The sequence below is a fragment of the Pseudoclavibacter sp. Z016 genome, from assembly GCF_002931215.1.
Taxonomy (GTDB): Bacteria; Actinomycetota; Actinomycetes; order Actinomycetales; family Microbacteriaceae; genus Pseudoclavibacter.
Map to the genome: position 1 here is coordinate 19,490 of NZ_PSTU01000015.1, position 15,300 is coordinate 34,789.

The 15,300-nt window shown below is 67.2% G+C and carries 9 protein-coding genes; all 9 read right to left on the reverse strand.

Going from position 1 to position 15,300, the window contains the following annotated elements; genetic code table 11:
* Positions 1 to 52 precede the first annotated feature (52 nt).
* The 9 genes from C5B99_RS13575 to C5B99_RS19050 all read right to left on the reverse strand — a co-directional run bounded on the left by C5B99_RS13575 (position 53) and on the right by C5B99_RS19050 (position 15,250).
* Positions 53 to 3,319 (reverse strand): hypothetical protein, encoded by a 3,267-nt coding sequence (locus tag C5B99_RS13575; protein WP_104242967.1) that lies wholly within the window; start codon positions 3,317 to 3,319, stop codon positions 53 to 55.
* Between the two features lie 388 nt (positions 3,320 to 3,707).
* A complete protein-coding gene (locus tag C5B99_RS13580; RefSeq protein ID WP_104242969.1) occupies positions 3,708 to 4,973 on the reverse strand; it encodes an ABC transporter ATP-binding protein in 1,266 nt (421 codons plus the stop codon).
* Complete coding sequence (locus C5B99_RS13585) at positions 4,973 to 5,794, reverse strand: ABC transporter permease (protein WP_104242971.1); 822 nt, start codon at positions 5,792 to 5,794, stop codon at positions 4,973 to 4,975. The genes C5B99_RS13580 and C5B99_RS13585 overlap by 1 nt, the downstream gene beginning before the upstream one ends.
* A 62-nt stretch (positions 5,795 to 5,856) precedes the next feature.
* Positions 5,857 to 6,927: an NAD(P)-dependent oxidoreductase gene (locus C5B99_RS13590; RefSeq protein WP_104242973.1), complete on the reverse strand. Its 1,071-nt coding sequence runs from the start codon at positions 6,925 to 6,927 to the stop codon at positions 5,857 to 5,859.
* 97 nt (positions 6,928 to 7,024) lie between these two features.
* The gene (locus C5B99_RS13595) at positions 7,025 to 8,266 is read right to left on the reverse strand and encodes a hypothetical protein (protein WP_104242975.1); all 1,242 of its coding nucleotides are present in this window, start codon (positions 8,264 to 8,266) and stop codon (positions 7,025 to 7,027) included.
* Complete coding sequence (locus tag C5B99_RS13600) at positions 8,263 to 9,489, reverse strand: acyltransferase (RefSeq protein WP_104242977.1); 1,227 nt, start codon at positions 9,487 to 9,489, stop codon at positions 8,263 to 8,265. The genes C5B99_RS13595 and C5B99_RS13600 overlap by 4 nt, the downstream gene beginning before the upstream one ends.
* 95 nt (positions 9,490 to 9,584) lie before the next feature.
* On the reverse strand, positions 9,585 to 12,746 hold the full coding sequence (locus C5B99_RS13605) for a rhamnan synthesis F family protein (RefSeq protein ID WP_181059490.1): 3,162 nt from the start codon (positions 12,744 to 12,746) through the stop codon (positions 9,585 to 9,587).
* A gap of 94 nt (positions 12,747 to 12,840) precedes the next feature.
* Complete coding sequence (locus C5B99_RS13610) at positions 12,841 to 13,467, reverse strand: hypothetical protein (protein WP_104242981.1); 627 nt, start codon at positions 13,465 to 13,467, stop codon at positions 12,841 to 12,843.
* Between the two features lie 73 nt (positions 13,468 to 13,540).
* On the reverse strand, positions 13,541 to 15,250 hold the full coding sequence (locus C5B99_RS19050; RefSeq protein WP_181059492.1) for a rhamnan synthesis F family protein: 1,710 nt from the start codon (positions 15,248 to 15,250) through the stop codon (positions 13,541 to 13,543).
* Between the last annotated feature and the right edge of the window lie 50 nt (positions 15,251 to 15,300).

Sequence of the window (15,300 nt, forward strand, 5' to 3'; positions counted from 1 at the left end):
CCCTCACCCGGTTGGGGTGGAGGAGCGGGCTCTCGGACGCGCGCGCCCTGGGCTACTCGGCGACTGGTGCTCCGAGGCCCATGATCGAGAACAACTCGACCGAGAGGCGGAACGTCGTCGGCGGTGTGGCCTCCGGCGTGCCCTCCGTGGTCGGCGCCTCGTCGACGGTCGGAGCGGGCGACTCAGCGGCCGGCGCCTCCGAAGCCGTCTCGGTCGGCGCTGCAGACTCGGTCGGGGCAGCCGTCGCCGTCTCCGTCGGTGTTGCGTCCGGGTCCGTGGTCGCGGTCTCGGTTGCCTCGGCCGGGGTGGTCTCGGCTGGCGCCGTCTCGGACGGCGTAGCCGTCGGCTCCGCGAGACTCGGGTCGATGAGCGAGAGCTTGCCGTCGATCACGCGGTAGAAGCTGTCGTCAGGACCCTGCACCACCGAGCCGATGGGCTCAGCGTCGGTTGCCACGCTCAGCTTCACCCCGACTTCCGGCGCGAGGGGTGTGAACACGAGGCCGAAGGCCTCCGCATCGGCAGGGCTCGCGAACGGCACGAGCTGTCCGTCGACGCCGATGTAGGGAACGTCTCCGAGCAGAACCGCAGACGTGTACAGCGGAGCTGTGGCGCCGGTGAAGGCATCGAAGTTCGCGGCTGGGACGACCTGTGCGTTCTCGATGTCGAGGCCGATCTGAGCTGCGACATCGCGTGAGCCGAGCTGCAGCAGCTTCTCACCGTTGACGATCCACACGCCGGTGCCCGCCTTGTTGGTGATGACATCACCGGACTCGAGTGGAACCGCAGGCTCTGCGGTCTCCGTGGGCGTCGGAGTCGCGGTCTCGCTCGGCGTCGCCGTGGCCGTCGCTGACGGCGTCTCGGTCGGCGCGGAGGTCGATGTCGCGGTCGGCTCAGGTGTGGCGGTCCCGCTCGGCTGAGGCGTGACCGTCGCCGTGGGCTCCGGCGTCGCCGACTCGGTCGGCTCGGGCGTTGCGGTCGGCTCGGGTGTCGCCGTGGGCTCGGGCGTCGCGGTGTCGTCGGGCAGAGGCCAGCCGGCCGGAGCCCCGAGGAGGGTCGATCCCGTCGGGAACGAGTCCGCGACGCTGTCGACGACCTGAAGCGAGCCGCGCTCGGGCATGCCCATGGCCACGCCGATCTCAGGCCAGCCGATGAGGCGCTTCTCGCCGTTGATGATGGCGTACCAGGCACCCTTGGCCGTCGTGATGAACTCGGTTGCAGGCTGCTGCGAGATCGGGATGACACCGCACAGCTGCGGGCTCAAGGTCTCGCTCTCGAGACCATAGGCGGCCTGGAGCTCAGCGCTGCGGTAGGGATGCGCCTGTCCCTCGGCGGCGAGCAGCGTCTGATCGTTGCAGACGAACTGGGCGCTGTCGATGGTGTAGTCGCGCTTGGGGATGCCGTCGAACGACGCCTGCGTCATGACCTGCGCGGTGCCACCGAAGCCATAGGCCTCAGCGAGCTGCGCATTCGCGATCTTGACCAGGTGAGCGCCGTCGAGCACGTAGAGGTCGTCACTGCTCGGCGTCTTGAGCAGTGCGCCGTTGGTGATGCCGTTCCCGGTCGGGATGTCCGAGAGGGTCCCGTTCGCGACGGTGTAGACGACCTCGTCGCTTCCACGCCTCGCGGCTTCCTTCTTCGCGTCGTCCTCGCTGCCGAACTCGACACGCTCGCCGCCGACGACCAGGTTGACCTTGGATCCGTCGACTTCCTTGACCAGGTGCGCCCCCGGCGTCGAGCCGAGCTTGCTGAGACCGGAGAGGGCATCCGCTGGGACCGGCGTGAATCGACCGACGCCGTAGGCCGACGTCGCGACCTGCAAGAGGCCAGCGTCCGTGATCAGGTAGGACTTGCTGCCGTCCGAGACGAGCGACGAGTCGAGGGAACCCGAGTTCGTCACCTGCGCGAAGGCGTCGCCGAGCTTGCCCGTCACGTTGAATTCGCTGAGCTTGCGGAGCTCAGACGACACCGCGTAGCCGCGGCCCTCGTCGCCGAGGAGCATGGTCTGCGACCCGTCAAGCGGCGTCACGACGGCGCCACGGGAGAGGACCGGCTCACCGGTGGGGAGGAAGTCGAGCGCGCCGTCCTTGAGGTTGGTCACGGCGGTGTACAGACCGAAGTCGCGCAGCGCTGTGAGGCTCGAGACCTCGCGCTTGGTCTGGTTCTGCACGAGGAACACCTGGCCGTTGTCGGTCTTCACGAACGACTCGAGCGTCCAGCCGCCCTCGAACTTCTCGAGCTGCTCCTTGGTGATCTTGGCAACCTGGCCCTGCTGGAAGCCGTAGCTGGCAGCGGTCGCCCAGCCGCGGAGCTTCCACCACTTGCCGTCACTGATGTAGACCGGGCCGTCTGGGCCCTCGAGGATCTCGCCGACCCAGGTTCCCCACGGGATCCAGGACATCTCCTGGGCAGGAATCGTCTCGACTGCGCCGAGCGCCTCGGTGAAGCCCGCCACACGGTCGGCCGTCAGGTGGTACCGGGTTCCGTCGGAGAGGAAGTAGACGTCGCTCGTCCCCTCAGCCTGGATCAGCGATGGCCGCTCCGCGGTGCCCTGGGCGTCTCCGAACCAGTCGGTGTACATGCGCCAGAAGTTGCGGTTGCCGTACGCGGAGCATCCATCGCCCTCGCCGTACATGTTCGAGAGCGCTGCCTGGTTCGGCTGGTACGGCGTGTAGTTGTAGAGGCCGGCCGTCGCGTAGTTGGAGATGTAGACGGCGGACGAGCCACACGCGAAGTTGGGGTTGTAGAGCACATTGTTCGTGGCGAACGGGATGTGGTTGAAGCTGTACGGGTTGGCCTTGTAGTACTGGAACTGTCGTGCCGCGTTGTAGACCTGGTAGAAGAACCCGCCGTAGCTGGCGTCGCACGGCGCCGTGTCCGGGCAGCCGAAGCCTGTGGCAGCCGCGAGGCGCCCCAGCGTCGGGCTCGACATCGAGACCAGGCTCTGCTCCTTCTCCAGGAGGACGAGCATGGCCTTGGCGCTGAAGTTGCACGCCTGGCCGACCTTGGCGATGATGTTCGCCGCCGACTCTCCCCCGGGGGCGCCCGGGTACGCGCTGCAATAGGAGGTGGCTGGCATCGACGGCGTCGACTGCGTGTAGTTGCGCAGGGCGGTCGAGGAGCTCGAGCCGTTCTTCGAGACGAGGAACTGCTGCACCTCGGCTGCGGTCATCGCGGAACCGTCGTAGAAGTTCTCATCGCTGATGATGTTGCCGGGGTCGAACGACGACCCAGCGGCGGACGCCGTCTCAGCGCCGAACTCCTGAGGTGCTACCGCTTGGAAGGCAAGCAGGCCCGCAGCGGCTGCTGCCGCCGTGGCCACAATGGCAATTGTTCTGCGAAACATGAGTTCCCTACGCGTCGAAAACCGAGGAGCCGGTCGGGTCGTAGTGAGACGACACGCTCAGCAGTTTCCAAGTATGCACACATGGGCCACAAAAGACCACAGCCGTCGCTCCTTTCACATGAGTCACATATGTCACACCTGACCCAGGAAAACAGGACGCGAAGCCCGGCAATCCGCGGAACTCGCCGCGCATGAGGTCGCCACGCCCGCGGCGACACGCCGAATAAGAAATCCGGGCAATTTCTGCAACATGCACTATGGCGGCCTTCCCCGAAGGCCGACAGGACCGAACAGCGAGACGCGGCCCCGCTCCCCCGGATGAATCCGAGCAAGCGGGGCCGCGTCCGAGCACCCGGGCTTCGACCTACGTCCGGTCGTCCGCCACACGATGCGCGGCGAGCGTTTCGGGGGGTCCGGAGACCTCGCCGGAGTCGACCACATGCGCGCCGAACTTCGAGTCGAGCGTCATCAGCCCACCGGATTCGAACGGGGTCCCGGGCCCGACGTTGAACGTGACCGCACGCTGCCACGCGTCGAAGGTCTGCACGCAGTCGTAGTCCTGAATGGATGCACTCAGCTGAAAGGCACCAGGCCTCATCGTGATGCGTGGGATCTCGATATCGATCGACCCGGTGCCAGGCCCGATCGAGTCAGGCACGAAGCCGCCGTCGAGGCCGTGGTTGCCCCAGACGAAGACGCCCTCGACGTGGTCGATGGAAGCTCCGAACACTGGCCGGGGGATGCGCTCCTCGGCCTTGTAGTGCAGGCGGATCACCGCCCGGTCACCCGTGCGGAAGCTCCGAGTGTCACCCCGATCGTCCGACAGCATCTCCATCTTCGTGATCTGCGCCTCACCCGTCCCGAAGCGAGTGCCGCCCTGCTCGACGTCGACGGCCCCGTGCTCGCGGTTCGAGTACTCGTCGATGATGTCGCGCGCGACCCCGACCGCCTGCAACTCGCCATGGCTCAGCCAGGCGGCCTCGTCACAGAACGTGCGCATCTGCTCGAGCCCGTGCGAGACGACGACAACCGTGCGTCCCTCGCGCTTGAGCTCCGCGAACTTCTCCATGCACTTCTCCTGGAACTGCATGTCGCCGACGGCGAGCACCTCGTCCACGAGCAGCACATCCGGCTCGACGTGGATCGAGACGGCGAAGCCGAGACGCACGTACATGCCGGAGGAGTAGTTCTTCACCGGCTGATCGATGAACTGCTCGACCCCGGAGAAGTCGACGATGGAATCGAACTTCCGATCGATCTCCTGCTTGTTCATGCCGAGGATCGATCCGTTCAGATACACGTTCTCGCGTCCGGAGAGCTCCGGGTGGAATCCAGACCCCACCTCGAGCATCGCAGCGAGACGGCCGCGCGTCTCGATCTTGCCCTGGTTCGGCGCGAGGATCTTGGCGATGCACTTCAGCAGCGTCGACTTGCCTGAGCCGTTGTTCCCGAGCAGCCCGAAGGTCTTGCCTTCGGGAATCTCGAGTGAGACATCGCGCAGAGCCCAGAAGTCCTCGTACTTGGAACGGTAGCCCTGCAGCACGGTGGCCTTGAGCGACTGGTTGCGGTCGTGATGCACGCGGAACGTCTTCGAGACGTTGTCGACGCGCACTGCCGGAAGTCCGGTCATCAGAGCTCCTCCACGATTCGGTTCTGCTTCGCTCGGAAGACGAAGATGCCCGCGAGCAGCATGATCGCCGCCCATGCGGTGATGGTCAGCCATGTGCCGACAGACGGCACCGCGAAGTCGTACAGCACGGAGCGATACGCCTCGAGGAACTGGTGGGCCGGGTTGAGCTCGAAGACCGCCATGAGCGGGACCGGCTGCCCGAAGATGTTCCAGCCATCTGTCGTGAGCTTGTCCTGCGCCTGCTGGACCAGCGACGCCGGGAAGACGACACCGCTTGCGTAGAACCACACCTGGTTGAAGATCGTCCAGAGGTACTGCACGTCGCGGAAGTAGACGACCGCGACGGACAGCATCAGGCCGATGCCCAGCACGAACATGGCCGTGAGCGCCACGATGGGGATGAGCAGGAGCACGACGATGAGCAGCTTCGGGCCACCCGCGATGCCCATCAGCAGTGCAAGCACCAGGAGTTCGATCGCGAACGTCGTCGTGAGCGAGAGCACGCTCGAGGTGACGAGCACGTGCCGCGGGAAGTAGACCTTGGTGAGCAGCCCGATGTTGGCCATGAGCGCGCTCATCGCGCCCATGATGCCGCCCGAGATGAAGGTCCACGGGATGATGCCGCAGGCCACCCAGAGCGCGTAGTTCTGCAGGCCGGAGTTGGTCCCGACGTGCGGCTCGGCGACGAAGAGCAACCCGAACACGACAGAGAAGATCGCGATCTGCGCGAGCGGGTTCACCAGCGACCAGATGCGCCCGAGCGCCGTCCGGTTGTACTGCGAGCGGATCTCGCGCAGGGTGAGGTTCAGCAGCAGCCCCATAGTGGGGTACCTTGCGCCGAAGCGAGCGACCAGGTTCGGTCGCTCTCTGAGCTGGGTCTCTGCTATTTCTGCACCTCTTGATCGATCCACTGACATAACTCGACAACTCCAGCATCCACCATGGTCGACGGCGCCCAGTCGAGGGCGGCCTTCGCCGAGTCGATCTCGCACGACGCGTGCCGCACGTCCCCGTTCCGGTACCTGCCGTTGATGACAGGAGAGGGGGCTCCGTAGTGCGCTGCGATGAGCTCGGCGAGGCGCAGGATCGACGTGCCCTCCCCCGACCCGATGTCGTACGGCGCCGAAGCCGAGGCGCTCGCCTGCTCGGCGGGCACGAGGACGCCACGCACGAGCGCGCTCGCCACGTCGTCGATGAACACGAAGTCCCTGACGATCTCACCGTCCTCATACACGGGGATCACCTCGTGCGCCTTCGCGCGCTGCGCGAAGAACGAGACGATGCCGGTGTACGGGTTGATGAGCGACTGCCCCGGACCGTAGACGTTCTGCAGGCGGAAGAGCACCGGAGCGACCCCCATGGCAAGGCACCACGAGGTCAGGATGTGCTCCTGCGCCAGCTTTGTCGCCCCATAGACGCTGGTCGGGTTCGGCGTCACCCGAGACGAGACGAACGGAAGCGGCGTGAGCCCCGGGAAGTCCCACTGACCGGCGGCGAGCATCGCGTCGCTGCGCTGCCCGGGGTAGGAGATCTCACCTGCCGCGTCGCTCCACGCGCCTTCTCCGTATACGGCGCGACTGGAGGTGAGGACGATTCGCTCGGGGAGCTTGTCGGCGCGAACGAACGCGTCGAGCATCTCCGTGGTGCCGACGACGTTCGTCGCCGCGTGCCTTGTCGCCTCGGTGAGGGACTGGCCCGTGCCGGTCTCGGCGGCGAGGTGGATGACCACGTCGGGTGCCGCGTCTGCGAGGAGCGCATCCCACATCGCGGCGTCCGTGACATCCCCGTGCACGAACTCGACCCGTTCGTCGAGTGCGGCGGGACGAGTCGGGTGCGGATGCACCTGCGGGTGGAGGCTGTCGACCGCGATCACGCGCTCGAAGTGCGCCGGCAGGAGCGCCGAGAGCGCCGTGCCGATGAAGCCTGCACCTCCCGTGACCAGGCAAGTGCCCATTTTCACGTCTCTTTCTGTCGCTGAAGCGCCAGCCTAGCTGGCCGCAGTCCGGGACCAAGGATAACGACAGGGCCGCGCCCCGCCCTGAGCGGACCGCCTACTCGGGAAGCACGGGAACGAAGTTCAGGTGCCGCTCCGTGATCTCGTAGATGACCACGTCGGGTTGGAACTCAGCCGCCTCGCCGAGCACGTCGACTCTCGCGTTCGGGTCGTCGAAGGAATGGCGGATCTGCTTCGTGCTCGCGAACCCCGCCTGCCAGCCGGCAGCGATGTTGCTCCCCTGACTGTCCCTGAGCACGAGGGCCTTCAGATCGCTCTGTGGACTCTCCGTCACCGTGGTGGCCGGAAGCAGGAGCATATCGAGCCCCACATTCGTCGTCATCTCCTCGGTCGAGCCATCGGCGAACGACACGCTCATGGGAGAGGCAGAGGCCTCGAGCGACGGGATCATCGTCGGCACGTCGAGCGAGGGAAGACCGAACGCCTCGAATTCGCTCGAGACGACCACTGGCTCGAGCTCGGAGAAGTCGAGAGGCGCAAGCGGCTCGTACTTGGCGTCCACGGAGCCGAGGCAGTCGGCGAGCGTCGCCCACCCGACGGCGCCGCCGAACGGGGTCCAGTGGCTGTTGCGCTTCGCGTAGACGTCTCCATCGACGGCCGCGTCCCGTAGCGGCTGACGCGTGTCCATGATCGGCAGATCGGGGTAGGCGTCATGCAGGTGGTCGAGGTTCGTCGGGCCGCGCAGCTCTTGCGCCCAGCCCGGCAGCTCCTCCGGCAGGACGGCCCAGTCAGCTGGCACGACCTGGATGATGAGGTCCGTTCCCTGCTGGGCCAGCTGAGCCTGCACGGTCCGGAAGTAGCTCGCCCACTCCTCGGCCTCCTCCTGCCCCAGGTAGCTGCGCCCGAGAGCCTGGGAGAAGTTGTTGGCCTGCTCGTCTCCCCAGAACACCCAATCGTCGTTGCCCTCGACATAGGAGTGACCGCCGGCCGGCAGGGCGCCCATGTTCTCTTCGAATGCCGCCTCGCTCGCATCCGCGTTCTCCGCAGACCATGGATCCCCCGTGACGGGGTTCGCCAGGGTGGGCGCGCAGGTCTCCTGGGGCAGCGCGAACGCGGCCGACCCCGGCCCCTGCTCGGGCGGCAGGGCATCCGCCGCAGCAAGCGTCTGCTGGGTGATGCGTCCGCTGATGACGGCGATCAACGCGCAGACGAGGAGGAGGATGAAGGGAATCAGCCGAACCCTGTGCCACCGCTGGGCCCAGGTGACGCGCCCCTGCTTCGACGGCGGCTCCTCGAAGCCGCTCTCCGGCCTCAGACTCCCGGGCCCCGTGCTCGTCATGCTTCGCTCCTGATCTGCTCTGCGCGCTCAGCGCGCACGCGCTTGGCGAAGTTGCTCGACGAGTAGTCGACGTTCACGAGTCGCGCCTTGACCCGGTCGAGCGGGGGCCTGCAACGATCCATGACCCACGTGAGCCAGCGAGGAGTCCAGTTCTTGAGGCTCATCGCCGGGCTCTCGATGACGTGCCAGGAGATGTACGCGCAGACGTGGGCGCCGATCGCGATGACGAGGTGATAGACGAGCCAGCCCGCATTCTGCAGGCCGAAGTAGGCGCCGAACTGCATGAGCGGCCAGGCGAAGATGTAGATCCCGTACGAGAAGTCGCCGTGCTTCTCCCAGTTGTTGAGCTTCGGGGTGCGGATCGCGAACCACATGAGGAAGTACATGAGGAAGTACTGCCCCCACATGTTCCACCCGCCGTAGTTGTAGGCGAAGAACGCGACTCCGATCGCGAAGACCGCGAGCCGATCGTCGATCACGATCTTGTCGCCGAAGAAGGCGAAGAGCATCCCGAAGGCGAACGGCGCGAAGAACATCGCGTTGAAGGGGTTCGTCATGAACGGGCTGATCGACAGCATGTCGACCCACCCGCTCCAGGTCAGCGCGTTCACGAGGATGAGGGCCAGGGCGATCAGCCCGCCGACGATGCGGTTCGACAGGACCCCGAACAGGCCGAGGAAGCCGATCATGATGTACGCCCGGAATTCGTACATGAGGGTCCACGCCGACCCGTTCCAGTCGTAGCCCCCGAGCGTCGCGAACGGCAGGCTTCCACCCATTTCCGCGATGTTGCGCTGACCGAGGTTCAACCACATGTTGTTGATGAAGTACGTGAACGGCGACTCCGTCGATGCGTCCCAGAAGCCGGCCATGCTCCCGGTCTCCCGGTGCCACGCGATCGGGGCGAGAATGAACGCCGTCGTCAGCAGGGCGAGCCAGAAGGCGGGGAAGATGCGCAGGACGCGGCGCCAGAAGAAGCGGAAGATCGTCGACTTTCCCTGACGGCTCTTCGTGATCAGGAATCCGGAGAAGAAGAAGAAACCCGCGACAGCCACACCACCCAGCGACTGCTCTGTGGAGAGCTGGGACCCGAGGTCGTGACCACCGTAGAAGCCCCCCAGGGGACCAGCGTGAGCGAAGATGACGGCGAAGGCCAGGAACCAACGGAGGAAGCCGATGCTGTTCGCGCGCGGGTCGAACGCCTGTTGAAGCGTGAGCGGCATAAGTGCTTTCGAGGTCAGATCCCAGGACGGGTGCTACGGATGATGACATTGATAGTAGCTGGCCCGCATTCTGGACGGCACCAACCAGCACCGCATCAGGAGGGGCGTCCACCGCCCGCCGAGCGCACCTGCGCGTACACCTTCCGGGCCACAGCGTACGCAGGGCGCAGCGCTCGCGCCGAAGCCGGGTTCTGCTCAGCCACGTATCGCTTCAACGCGCCGAGCGGAGAGGGCGCGACACCTGGACCGCCACCGAGCACGTCAGCAAGATACGGGACCTGCTCGATCGCGTGACCGTACGGCACGAACGACGCGAGCTCCTGCAGCTTGTACTCGAGGAACGTGTGGCTGATGGCCGCCATCCTGGTGTTCATGACGGTCCGCGTGTGGAAGCCCTCACCGTGCGCGGCGTAGCTCACGATGCGCTCGAGCACATGCGCGAGGGTGCCGTCCTGGTACCCGCTCTCACCGGGGAAGTCATCCCAGGTGAAGCCCGCGTCCACGATGGGCCGCAGTGCTTCTCGGCGCGCGATGAACATCGAGCCGTACGGCGAGACGGGGGTGGAGTCGTCGAGTGGCGTCGAGACGCCCAACTGCCTGAGCAGCTTCCCGGCGGGGCCCTTGTTGAGGAACCAGGCGTGTCCGAGCGTCGGATAGCCCATGTGGATGACCGGGGGGAAGACCATTCCGAGCGTGCCGTGCTTCTGGAACAGCGCGAAGAGGTTCGCAGCGTAGCCCTCGCTCGGAAGGAGGTTCTCCAGCAGGTGGCGCTTGAACCACTGCCCGGCATTCCATCCGTCCTGGACGCTCTTCTTGCCGTGGATCTTGACGATGAACTCGTACCGCTCGTCGCGCAGCACATCCGCGCAGCCGACGAAGAACGCCGAGATGTCGCGGCCCCGGTTCGACTCGACGAGGCGGACGTCGCTCCGGTCCCCCCAGCCGCGACGCGCGACGGCCTCGCGGATGGCGGCCCGCTTCGTCTCGTCCGTGGTCGTCACGTACAGGTCGACCTCCCCGGGCACACGAGCGGCGTGATCGACGATCTCGTCGATGAGCTCGTCGTAGTAGAGGTGCGCGACCACGGCGGTCCGCCCGAGCTGCGTGCGCTCGAGGAGCTCCCGCCCCGTGGCGTCGCGCTCCTCCAGATCGGGGAGGATCTCAAGCAGGGAGAAGTTCGTGTGCAGCACGCGCGGCTTCGCGCTGCGCACCACGTTCGACCAGATGAGGTCCATCGGGAAACCCGCGCGCTCCAGACGATCCGTGACGTCGCGACCGATGATCGCCTGCCTGTCCAGGTAGTCCGGGTCGTGGAAGAAGATGCGTCGCTTCAGGATCGGCAGACGGTCGTCGAGCATGAGCGAGATGTTGTCGAAGATCGGGTGCTGAGACGGGTAGTCCTCCGAGGGGAAGGCCAGCTCGTAGACGAAGCCCAGGCTCGCGAAATAGCTCGTGAACCGGCCCTCGTGACGGTCGATGGAGTCGAAGTACGACGTGATCATCGGCATGTCCGCCCAGTACTCGCGGTACTCGTCCGACAGGAACATGTCTCGTCGCACGGCGATCCAGTGCGACTGGATGTGCCCGGCCATGCTGCCGACGCCGTGGTGCGGGTGGGGGGTCACGGCCTCGTGGCTCGTGATACCCCAGAAGTCGACGTCCTGGGCATCCATTCGGTCGAACATCTCACCGAACGGGAAGATGGGCCCGAAGAACGTGTAGTTGAGGAGGATGAGCTCGTCGTACTCCGCGAGTCGATCCCATCCGAAGTGCTCCTGCGCCTCCTTGTACCCCCACACGTCGAAGCCCTTGTTCTCACGCTCGAGAACCGTGTCCGCGACCGTGGCGAGCCGCGCCTTGCCCTCATCCGAGATGGGCGAGTTCGAGACGACGAAGATGTGCTCGACGTGCTCACGAAGCGCCGTCAGCTTGTGGAGGACGTAGTCATCGACCTGCCCCTCCGGGTCGAAGAAGAGGTAGAACGCCACGCGCCTCGGCGTCTTGCCCTTCAGCCGCGCATCTTCGCGAGGCCGACCGGCGGCGACGAGCGGCATGGGCGTGTTCACGATCTCCGGACGAATGCTGACAACCCCAGCCTCGTGCACGGCTGCCCCGTCCCCGGCGCCTGCGCCTGCGCCCCGACGACTCTTGAGCGCGACCCTTGCGCCGGCCCTCACGAGGGAGCCGATGCCCGAGGCGACCTTCTTCCCGGCGCGGACGGTCTTGGCGACTGGGCGCGCTGCTCGCCGCGCACCATTGACGACGGGCAGCGCGACCTCGGCGACCGTGTGCAGCACGTCGAGGGACTGGAGCACGTCCCGCTGCTGCTGCTCGAGCTTCGCGATCTCGAGGAGGAGAGCGACCTTCGTCACCTCCAGTGCCTCGGCCTGCTTGAGTTGAGAGACCTGCGAGAACTCGCTCGCCTGTCGCCTCGACTCCGCAGACGAGCGCTCCATGTCCTCGAAGAGGCTCGTCACGAGCAGCGAAGGGCCGATCCCCCCGCCCCCGTCGAGCGCCTTGCGCAGGTAGCGGTCTCGGATGATCGTGCCGTAGTCGGAGTGCTCGTCGGCAGCGATGACGACGCTGTTCCCGTCAGGGCCGAGCGACGCGAGCCGCTGATGCCAGAACGCGAGCGGCTCGCCGCTGATGAAGCCGACGGTGTGCCTGGTCAGAAGCCTGAGCAGGAAATCCCAGTCCGCGAGCACGGGCAGCGAACCGTCGAACTCGCCGACCTCGAGGTAGGCGCTCCTCCGGAACAGGAACGAGATCGGCGGCACCGTGCTGCGTCGCATGGTGCCGATGAGCGTGACCGCGTGAGCGTCGTCGGCGAGCACCTCGCGCGACTCCTCGATGACCGTGTCGCCCTCGACACGCTCGAAGACGACCTCAGTGCGCGTCGCGACTCCGGCGTCCTCGGCGTGCGCGTCGAGGTAGTCCACCGTCTTCTGCAGGAAGTCGGGAGCCCAGCTGTCGTCGTCGTCGTGCAGCACCAGGTAGTCGGCATCCGAGTCCCGGAACCCGTCGTTCATGGCCGCCTCGCGACCGTTCGAGACGACGTTGGTGACCACGCGAAGACGTCCCGCCGCGCGCTCCAGGAACGGCTCGAGCAGCGCATCGAGCGCCTCAGCATCGCCGGCATCGTTGACGACGACGAGCTCGAAGTCAGCGAACGTCTGCGAGAGCACGCTGTCGAGGGCCCGACGCAGCAGGAGCGGACGGTTCTTCGTGCGGGTGGCGACGGTGACGCGAGCTGTCATGAGCATTCCCCTTTGGTAGCGGCCACCGATCAGATTAGCTGCAGCTCGCCGATCCGATGGCCGACCGGGAGCCCGCCGCACCACGAGCTCGGGGTCAGGTGACGGTGACCGTCATCGGAGCGCTCACGCCACTCCCAGCTGGACCCTCGTACTGCATGACCGCTTCCCAATCACCGGGGGTGATCGACTCGTCGCGGAGGTTCACGATGCAGCTCGAGGCATCGGTGCCGGCCGAGGTCGGAGCGGCCGCCGACGCCGTCGCGACGAACGTCACCGGCCCGTTCTTCAAGACGAGCGTGCAGGTCCCGCCCGGTTCCGTGGCGGACACGAGCGCTGCAGCTGAGATCACGCGCTGGTCCGGGACCCAGTAGGCACGACTCAGCGACACCTGAACCGCGGACGCCTCGGCGTCCGGGTCTGGGGCCGCGGTCTCGGTCACCGTGACCGTCGGTCCAGGGGTGGCCGTGACGATGAGCGTCTCCGGGACCGCCACCTCGGTCGCCTGGGGCAACGTCGTGACCGGGGCCGTGTTGTCTGGTGGGGCCTGCTGCCCGAGCGGGTTCATGAGCACGAACACGATCGCGGCGATCGCCACGGCCGCCGCGATGAGGAGGCCGATGATCAGCCCTCGCCCGGTGCCACGGCGCTCGGCCTGGCTCTCCAGCTCTTCGAGCTCGTCAGGGTCGTACTGCCCGCCGAGCGGCGTCTCGCCGTTGCTCATCTGCCACCTCCAGTCGCAGACACGGTACCCCGCCGGAGGCCGGGGCCTCCTGATGCCGCGCCGCGGGGCGCGGTCAGCGCAGGCGCGCCAGCAGACCCTCGGCGTCAGCGGCGAGACGCCGGAGCGGCTCCTCGAGCGCGGGCAGACGACGGATCACGGCTGCGGCGACCCGCGTGAGGCCGCTGCCGCCGGGCCGGCGAGCGCGCGCAAGACGGTGCGGTGCTCGCACGTCCGAGCCGAACTCGGCCACGAGATCCTCGTACTTCGCGGCGAGCAGCGCGTAGTCGCTCGCGAGGCCATCGGCGGTCTCAGCCTCGGAGACCGCGAACCCGGCGTCGAACACGAGGCGGCTCGCGACCAGGTCGAGGAGCGTCGCGAGCTCCCCCTCCGGGAAGCGCGCCTCGAGCGGCGCGTAGCCGAGCGAGCCGAGGGCTCCCGCGAGCGGTCGGAGCGCATCCACCCGATACGCCGCGAACCCCGCGTACGGAGCGATCGGAGCGTTCGGATCGAGCGGTGCATCCGCACCGAGCGTCGCGGCGAGCAGAGCGGCCCTCGTGCGGGTGCCGCGCCAGCCGTCACCGAGCAGTCCGGTCCCGATGGGCGGCGCCACCGGCACCACCATCCCCAGGCTGGCATGGTCGGCGAACTCCCACGCGAGCGGTTCCGCTCGCTCGAAGATGACCCTCCTGCCCCGCTGGCGGGCCAGCATCGAGGCGCTCGCCGGAGCCGAGCGCACCGAGTCCGCGGCCGCCGACTCGACCAGCAGCAGGTCGGCGTCCAGCAGCCGCTCGTCGCCGCCGGCGAGCCTGCGCCAGAAGTCGCCGCGGACGATGCGCACGTGCAGACCCGAGATCGTCGCCGACTCGTCGCCGCTCGCCGCGTCTCGAAGCCACTCGTGCGTGAGCGCGGTCGATGCGCGCCGCAGCACCCGAGGGCCAGCCCCGACGCCGCCGGCGAGCACCCGACTCGGCGCGAACCGCGCCGTCCCCTCGACGAGCACGTCGACGGGGAAGCCCCGTCGCTCGAGATCGAGGGCGACGTCCCGAGCCGAGACCCCGCGGTGGTCGAGCTCGACGGGGTCGTGGAAGAACACGCGGCGCTTCACGAGGGGCGCCCCCGCCTCGAGCAGCAGCAGCGGGGTCTCGAGGCTGGCGTTGGCGACGGGTGTCCCGTCCACCCGGAAGTTGCCTGCCGGGAACTGCGCGCCGACCGAGAAGCCGCGCTCCGCGAAGAACGGGGAGAAGCGCGCCTCGTGGTGCCGCACCGAGTCGTCGTACGACCGGATCTCGGGCATCGACGCCCAGTACTCGGCCCACGCGTCGCTCACCACGACGTCCCTCCGCACGGCGATCCAATGGGACTGCAGGTGCGATGGCAGGGTGCCGCGTCGCGTGTACGGGTCCGGGCTGAGCTCCCCGTGCTCCGTCACACCCCACACGTCGTGCCCCGCGGCATCCGCCCACGCGAACGTCTCGGCGAAGTCGACGACGGGCCCGAAGAAGGTGTAGTTCGCGAGCACGACTTCGTCGAACGCCGCGAGCCGCTCCAGACCGATCTCCTCGAGCGCAGCGCGATAGCCGCCGACATCGAAGCCCTCGTTCGGCCGCTCGAAGACCCTGTCGGCGACGGAGGCCAGCGACTCGCGCGAAGCGTCGGTCACCGAGCCGTTCACGACGACGAAGAGCTCGCTGGCGTGCCCGCGCAGGCCCCGCAGCGCCCGGAGCACACCGGCGTCGGCGAGACCAGCCCGGTCGAAGAGCAGGTAGATGACAAGTCGATTCATAGTCTCGGGCGGCCGCTGCGGCCGACTCCTCCCCTGAGCGCGTGCAGACT

What these genes read in the sequence shown, in the direction of transcription:
- C5B99_RS13580 (WP_104242969.1), bottom strand. Translation starts at nt 4,973, where the DNA reads ATGACCGGACTTCCGGCAGTGCGCGTCGACAACGTCTCGAAGACGTTC.
- C5B99_RS13585 (WP_104242971.1), bottom strand. Translation starts at nt 5,794, where the DNA reads ATGGGGCTGCTGCTGAACCTCACCCTGCGCGAGATCCGCTCGCAGTAC.
- C5B99_RS13590 (WP_104242973.1), bottom strand. Translation starts at nt 6,927, where the DNA reads ATGGGCACTTGCCTGGTCACGGGAGGTGCAGGCTTCATCGGCACGGCG.
- C5B99_RS13595 (WP_104242975.1), bottom strand. Translation starts at nt 8,266, where the DNA reads ATGACGAGCACGGGGCCCGGGAGTCTGAGGCCGGAGAGCGGCTTCGAG.
- C5B99_RS13600 (WP_104242977.1), bottom strand. Translation starts at nt 9,489, where the DNA reads ATGCCGCTCACGCTTCAACAGGCGTTCGACCCGCGCGCGAACAGCATC.
- C5B99_RS13605 (WP_181059490.1), bottom strand. Translation starts at nt 12,746, where the DNA reads ATGACAGCTCGCGTCACCGTCGCCACCCGCACGAAGAACCGTCCGCTC.
- C5B99_RS13610 (WP_104242981.1), bottom strand. Translation starts at nt 13,467, where the DNA reads ATGAGCAACGGCGAGACGCCGCTCGGCGGGCAGTACGACCCTGACGAG.
- C5B99_RS19050 (WP_181059492.1), bottom strand. Translation starts at nt 15,250, where the DNA reads ATGAATCGACTTGTCATCTACCTGCTCTTCGACCGGGCTGGTCTCGCC.